Here is a 7,226-nt window from a genome sequence, read left to right as displayed (position 1 = left end):
AAGCTCGCGCCAAACTCGGCCGCGCCTATCCAGCCACCCCCAAAGAGTCAAAATCACTGTGATAGACCACTAGGCCCTTATACGCTGCTGGGCCACTCGATGGGCGGCCGCATCGGAATCCGCGCCGCGCGTTGGCGGCCATCGTCCATGGACCAACTGATACTGGTCGATCCGCCGGTCTCCGGTCCTGGACGTCGCGCCTATCCGATTCCGGTCGAACCGCTTCTCAAATTGCTTCAAAGCGCGAAGCGTGGAGAAGCCGACGCGGCGCTGCGAAGCCCCTCTGCTCCGCGGTGGCCCGAGCAGCACATCCGCACCCGGGCCGAGTGGATGCATACCTGCGACGAGCGCGCGCTTATCGAGAGCCACAAGGGCTTTCATCACGATGATATTCACCACGACCTCGCCCATCTCAGCGTCCCCACCGCATTGATCGTCGCCGGGCGGGGAGGGGTCATTCGGCCCGAAGATGAAACAGAAATTCGCAGATTGCTGCCGTCCATCGCGATCAGGACGCTGGAAAGCGCGGGTCACCAAATGCAGATCGACGATACCGAGGGCTTCCTTTCGATCGTTGAAGAGCTTCTAGCGCGACCGCGCGATCGGTTCGACAGCCGCGTGTCTACGTTCGGCAAACAGGAGATCAGTGAAGATGTCCCGACAAATCGTTGATGTTGAAATGCTTGAGCTCTTCAAGGCCGAGCTGACGCTCTGCAAGGTGAAGAAGGGCGAAGTCGTTGCGGTCCTGAGCGGCGGCGAGGATCAGCAGGAATACGCCCAAGCCTTCATGCTGGCCGCGCAAAGCCTGGGCGCAACGACCTTTCATCTCAACGTGCCCAAGTACGGCCAGGGCAAGGTCGCGGGCTTGCAGGGCCGGCATGCGCTCACGGGCAACCAGCCGGCGATCGATACGCTCAAGCGCGTGGATATGGTGATCGATCTCCTGGGGTTGCTGTTCTCTCGTGAGCAAGCCGAAATTCAGGAAGCGGGCACGCGCATCTTGCGCGTGATGGAGCCATTCCACATCCTCAAGAAGATGTTCCCGACCGAAGATCTGCGCCGGCGAACGGAGCTCTCTCGAACCCTCCTGCAGTCGGCCAGCAAAATGCGGATCACGTCGCCCGGCGGAACGGATGTAACTTATGGCCTGAAGCAATACCCGGTCATTTCCGAATACGGATACACGGATGAGCCCGGGCGCTGGGATCACTTCCCGTCAGGCTTTGCCTTCACTCAGGCGACCGACGGCGAGGTCAACGGCACGGTGGTGCTGATGCCCGGTGACATCGTCTGCGCGTTCAAGCGTTACATCCAGTCGCCGGTCACGCTGACCATCAAGGACGGCTACATCGTCGACCTCAAGGGCGAAGGCACCGACGCGCTGCTCATCAAGAATTATATCGACAGCTTCGGCGATCCGCGCGGCTGGGCGATCTCGCATATCGGCTGGGGGTCGAACGAGCGTGCCACCTGGCACCACATCGCGGCTTCCCAGGAGCTCTCGTCGGAGCACATCATGAATGCGCTCTCCTTCTACGGGAACGTCCTGTTCTCGACGGGTCCGAACACGGAGCTCGGCGGTACGAATGACACGCCGTGTCATTTGGACATCCCGCTTCGCGGCTGCAGCCTGTGGCTCGACGATATCCACATCCTCGACAAGGGCGAGTTTGCTTATCCCGAGCTGAGGGCGCCGGGCCGCTAGGCCCTGCGCATCAAGCACGCAACCCGGAGTCGCGAATGCGACTCCGAATGATGCCGGGGTCGCGTTCGCGACTCCCAATGATACCGAAGTCGCATTTCGACTCTCGAAGACGCGGCAAGTGTCTCGGTCACGTCTATCGACTTCAATCCTCCAACAGGAAACGCGTCAAATGTCGGCAACCATCTCAAGTTCGGAAGACTACACGCCGCGGCAACGGTATTCGATTATGATCTCAGCGATGCTGGGCTACATACTCGATTTCTACGACGTTCTGATATTTCCGTTTCTCTTGCCTGCGATCCAGCGATCGATGTCGCTATCGCTGACCGAGGTCGGCTCGCTGCAAGCTCTCACATTGTTCGGATCGGCCATCGGCGGAGCGCTATTCGGCGTCATCGGTGATCGACTTGGCCGAAAGACCTCGCTTCAACTCACGATCGCATTGTTTTCCATTGCCGCGATCATTTCGGCGTTCGCATGGAATTACTGGTCTCTTGCCGTGTTACGGTTCATCACCGGCATCGGTCTTGGCGGCGAGTACGGCGTCGGCATGGTGCTCTTCAACGAGGCCTGGAAGAAGGGCAGCCGGGGTCTGGGCGCGGCGGCGCTTCAGGGCTGCGCCGTGATTGCATCATCCACCGCTTCGATCGTCGGCATCTGGCTGATTGCGACGTTCAGCGACGAGTGGAGCTGGCGAATCGGCTTGCTGAGTGGCGGCGTACCCATCCTACTGATTATCTTCATTCGCTTCTTCATGCCTGAATCCAAGATCTGGCTGGAGTATGAGGCGCAACGCAAGGCCGGCCGAGCTACTGCAGAAGCCCGTACACTTCCTCTTGCGGATCTATTCCGCAACGCGCTTGCACGGCAGACCATCGTCGCCTTTGTGTGGCTGATGAGCTACATGCTCTGCTACTACAGCGTCGTCTCCTTCATTCCGACGCTGTTGCTGCGGGACATGCATACCCCTGGTGATGTCGTTCGCTCGACCGCTGTGTTGCTCTCCGTGGTCAGCGGCATCTGTTATCTTGCGAACGGCTTCCTCAACGATAGGGCAGGCCGCCGCATCGGAGCTCTTGTGCCCGCGCTGTTTTGGATCGGGTCTTTGGTCGGTATGGCCTTGTGGGGTAGCGAGCTCTACGCCGGATCGAAGCTTGAGTGGCCGATGTTCTGGCTCTACATCGCCTTCGGCATGGGCAACGTGGCGCTGGGCGTGACCGGTGTCTGGATATCTGAGCTCTATCCGGTCAACCTGCGTGCGACGGCGGTGTCGACGTTCTATATGGGCGGTCGCGGGCTTGGCAGCATAGCGCCTGTGATTGTGCCTCTTGCGGCGGCCCACTTCGGCGGAAGCTTGCTCAGCGGCATGGTTGCGGTGGCCCTTCCTGCTGCGACTGTCTTCATTATCGCCTCTCTTCTGCTTCCAGAGACGCTCGGTCGTGATTTGTCCGCGAAGGGCTTTAAGGTCGACACGGAAACGGAAGCCACGATGAAGACTGCTTCGGTGTCGCGTGTTTGACTTTGGTGGAAGGACGCTTGACCGCCGCGAACGCGTCGTTCCGGCGACATAGGTCGCGTCCCTCCGACGAACCTTCAATCGTAACGGAGCGTGGCTGGGCCTGATGTCAGAAAGAGCATTCGGACGGCTGCGCGGCGGGACCCATGCACACCGGCTGACGGCCGGCGCAACGCTATTCCTGAGTCGCAAGTTCATTTGCGCGCAAGTTGTGCGCTTGCGAACGAGTTTTGTGCCTGTACACAAGTGATTATCAAAATATCGTCAGCTCGTGATCTCGAGGCAACGGTTCCTGGATAAGGGACGAATCTGCGCGTCCAGAGTTGAGGGCGCCCCGGTCGATAGCCGGCCTCAGATCGTTCACCGGACAATTCGAGGATCGCTCAAGATGCGCATGCTAGTTGTAATGAACTTCGCTGCTAGTCTTTCCCTTGCCGGCGCGTGCGCGCACGCCGCCGAAGGTCAATTTCCCACGAAGCCGGTCACCCTGACCGTCAATTACGGCGCTGGCGGCGGATCGGACGCGATTGGCCGCGCGCTTGGACGAGCGCTTGAAAAGCCGCTCAAGCAACCGGTTGCGATTGAGAACATTGCCGGGGGAGCCGGAACGCGCGGTGTCACCGCCGTCGTCACGGCCGAGCCGGACGGATACCAGATCGGTGTCGCAACGAACAGTCCGATGACGATCGCCGTGCATACGGTCAAGGGATTGTCCTGGGGAAACCCCAGCACGTACGATATTCTGGGCGGTATTGGCATCGTCTACAACACCGTCTGTATTCAGGCGGACTCGCCGTTGAAGACGCTGGATGACGTGGTGAAGTACGCGAAGGAGAACCCCGGGAAGCTGAAGGTCGCCAGCATTGCGGGCGGAATCAATCAGTACACCTGGGACGCTTTCGCCAAGAAGGCGAACATCAACGTGAGGTTCGTCCCCTATAGCGGCGATGCGGACGGCGTTGCCTCCTTCCTCGGAAAGAACACCGAACTTGCGGCGCTCACCTGGCCGGGGCTGAAGGCCCAGGTCGAAGTCGGAAAAGCGCGCCCGTTGGCGGTGTTCGGTCCCGAGCGGATGAGCTCGAACCCGGATGTCCCGACGTTCAAGGAACTGGGCTACGACGTCGTCACCACCAGCGATTACGTGGTCTATGCTCCGAAGGGAATTCCAGAGGCCAAACGTCGCGTTATCGTCGAGGCCGTGAAGCAGGCCGTGTCTGATCCCGACTTTGTGCGGGTGCTCACCGCTCAGAATATTCAGGTGCAATTCACCGATGGCGAGAAGATGACCCGTCAGTTCACGGAGATCTTCAACGCCACGGCTCCATCGACTCCGAGCGGAAAGTAGGCCGCAGATGGACCAGGCGATAGTCATCAAGACCGAGGCTTCGACAGCGGCCAATGCTCCGGCATCGACCACGGGAATCAGGCTCGCATCGCTCATTCTGACGGCTGCGGGACTGTTCTATCTCTATCAGGCCATCGAACTGCCGATGGGCGACCCACCGGGAACGGGCGTCGGCGCCGTACCCGTCGTGGTGGGGGTCTGCTGGGTGGTATTTGGCGCATTCGTGACGGTTCGTAACCGCGGCGCATCTGCTGATCTCGGTCTCTGGCCCCGGGACAGCGCGGCGCTGCGCGTCGGGGTCGCCTTTTCCCTTTGCGTGATGTTCATCGTCGGGCTGCCCTTGTTTGGGATTTTCCTGACGACGGGGGTCTTCCTCCTGTTGATGGGACGTCTTGCCGGCGCACCATGGACGAGCGCCGTCGTTCTCAGCGTGGCAACACCTGTTGCGTTCTGGATTGTCTTCTCATTGGGCCTGAAGGTATCGCTGCCGTTCGGCTCCCTTCTCACTGTCATTTTCAGGGGCTGATCATGGATCTGCTCGGTAACATGCTTGGCGGGTTCGCCGTGGCTCTCCAGCCCGTGAACATTGCGGCCGCACTGCTCGGGGCGCTTGTGGGCACCGCTACCGGCGTTCTGCCAGGTCTCGGCGTGCTGGGCGCGATGGCAATCCTGATGCCGATCACGATCCATTTTTCCGCAGTGACCGGTCTGATCATGTTGGCTGGGATTTACTACGGTGCCATGTATGGCGGATCGACCACGGCGATCCTCCTCCGGATCCCCGGTGAAAGCGGATCTATCGTCACGACGATCGATGGTTACGAGTTCGCGAGAAAGGGGCGAGCCGGCGCTGCCTTGATGATTTGCGCCGTGGGATCGTTCATCGCCGGAACGATCAGCATTGTCGGGCTCAGCCTGTTCACCACGCTGCTCGCCGACGTTGCGCTGCGCTTCTCGTCTCCGGAGTTCTGCCTTCTGGCGCTTTTGGGCGGTTTGACGCTGGTGCGCATCACTGGAAACGATCCAGCCCAGAACATGGTCATGCTTTTGGTCGGCATGGCTCTGGCGACGATCGGCGTCGATGCCGTCAGTGGAGACACGCGCTTTACATTCAACACGAGTACGTTGGCATTGGGCTTCGATCTCGTGCCGGTCGCGCTGGGCCTGTACGGACTGAGCGAGCTGTTCCACGTCCTCGCCTCGAACGAAGGATTTCCGCGTGCCACCACCGTGCGTTTGCGGGAAATGATCCCGACACGCCGCGAGTGGTCGCGTGCGTGGCCTGCCATCGTGCGAGGGTCGGGCATCGGCTTTCTTATCGGACTGTTGCCCGGCCCGGGCTCTCTCACATCGACCTTTGCGTCCTACGGCGTCGAAAAGGCCATTGCCCGAACGCACCGGGACGAGTTCGGCAAGGGAGCGATCGAGGGCTTTGCCGGGCCGGAAGCGGCGAACAATGCGGTCGCAACCTCCGCGCTGGTGCCTGTCTTGAGTCTCGGGATTCCTTTCACGCCGAACGTGGCGTTGATGCTCGGGGCGCTTATCGTTCAAGGCATACAGCCCGGGCCGCTGCTGCTGTCCCAACATCCGGACGTCGTGTGGGGCCTCCTCGCGTCCATGTATATCGGCAATGTGGCGCTGCTCGCTCTGAATTTGCCGCTGGTCGGGATGTGGGTTCGGCTGCTGCGCGTGCCGCAATACGCATTGATCGGCTTCATTTTCGCCATCAGCTTCGTCGGCGTGTACGCGGTGCGAAACAGCTACTGGGACCTTTGCGTTCTGGTCGGCTTCGGAGTCGTCGGCTCGGTTTTGCGCCAGATCGGTTTTGACCTCGCGCCGATGATTCTCGGGCTGGTGATCGGCCCGATTTTCGAGAAGGCGTTGCGCGAAACGCTTTTTTTGAGCGGCGGGGATTTCACGATCTTTGTTACGCGGCCGATCAGCGCCGTGCTTTCGGCCCTTTGCGTCGTGGCAGTCGTCGGACCCACCATCGCCGTGTGGATCAGGCGCGGGAGCCGCGTTCCGCAGCAATCGTAAGGGATAGTTCGGCACCGCTTCGGATGCAGCGCAAACCGCCAAGCGGTACTGCATGGAGGGATTCGGGTGCAGTATCCAAGTGTAAAATACTATCCGGAAGGTGTCCGTTGGGATGAGCCAATCCAAACCTGCTTCGTGCCTGAGCTGCTCCAAACCCCATTTCCCGGCCGTAGCTCAAACGGTGAGTCTTGGTCTAGGAGGGACAAAAATGCTTTATCTTTCAATGGGGGTTGACTGACACTCTCTCCGCCGTAGTCTTGTTCACTCTAACATTGTTCTTGATTTTGGCGCCTAGACTGCTTCGCAGGCTAGCATCGACGCAATTGCGTGCGTGGATCGCGTATGAACGGCCGCTTTGGCGGACTATGAAGTCATTACAGGGGAGCTAAGCGACCCGTCGATAAGAAAACAGCGCTTCCAGCGGATGTTGCTCGATAATTGAATGTTCACCGTAGGTCGGCGGATTTTTATTTTGGAACTGGCCAGTTCGCAAATTTGTCCGAGCTGAGGTCAGGCCCCGCCGGCAGGATCGAAATAGGCCATTCGATCGTAAGCGGTAAGAGCTCCCACGTCCGCAGTGATCAGCGGGCGCGTGCGTAGCGGATCGGCATCCAGTATTGGCG

General features: G+C 60.0%; 6 protein-coding genes. All 6 read left to right on the top strand.

The features are described from left to right. The coding region (locus tag AAFX91_RS36905) for an alpha/beta fold hydrolase (protein ID WP_394569790.1) at window positions 1–672 on the top strand (672 nt) is incomplete at its 5' end. After that, the gene (locus AAFX91_RS36900) at window positions 653–1,705 is read left to right on the top strand and encodes a leucyl aminopeptidase (RefSeq protein ID WP_394569789.1); all 1,053 of its coding nucleotides are present in this window, start codon (window positions 653–655) and stop codon (window positions 1,703–1,705) included. The genes AAFX91_RS36905 and AAFX91_RS36900, both read left to right, overlap by 20 nt. Window positions 1,706–1,874: 169 nt before the next feature. After that, window positions 1,875–3,224, top strand: a complete 1,350-nt coding sequence (locus tag AAFX91_RS36895) for an MFS transporter (RefSeq protein ID WP_394569788.1) — start codon at window positions 1,875–1,877, stop codon at window positions 3,222–3,224. A gap of 268 nt (window positions 3,225–3,492) precedes the next feature. Next, on the top strand, window positions 3,493–4,566 hold the full coding sequence (locus AAFX91_RS36890; RefSeq protein WP_130577201.1) for a tripartite tricarboxylate transporter substrate binding protein: 1,074 nt from the start codon (window positions 3,493–3,495) through the stop codon (window positions 4,564–4,566). 7 nt (window positions 4,567–4,573) lie between these two features. Then, complete coding sequence (locus AAFX91_RS36885; protein ID WP_130577202.1) at window positions 4,574–5,092, top strand: tripartite tricarboxylate transporter TctB family protein; 519 nt, start codon at window positions 4,574–4,576, stop codon at window positions 5,090–5,092. 20 nt (window positions 5,093–5,112) lie between these two features. Beyond that, the gene (locus AAFX91_RS36880) at window positions 5,113–6,603 is read left to right on the top strand and encodes a tripartite tricarboxylate transporter permease (protein ID WP_394569787.1); all 1,491 of its coding nucleotides are present in this window, start codon (window positions 5,113–5,115) and stop codon (window positions 6,601–6,603) included. The last annotated feature ends 623 nt before the right edge of the window (window positions 6,604–7,226 follow it).

The sequence above is a fragment of the Bradyrhizobium sp. 31Argb genome (assembly GCF_043638955.1).
GTDB lineage: Bacteria > Pseudomonadota > Alphaproteobacteria > Rhizobiales > Xanthobacteraceae > Bradyrhizobium.
This window is presented reverse-complemented; position numbering and strand designations above follow the sequence as displayed.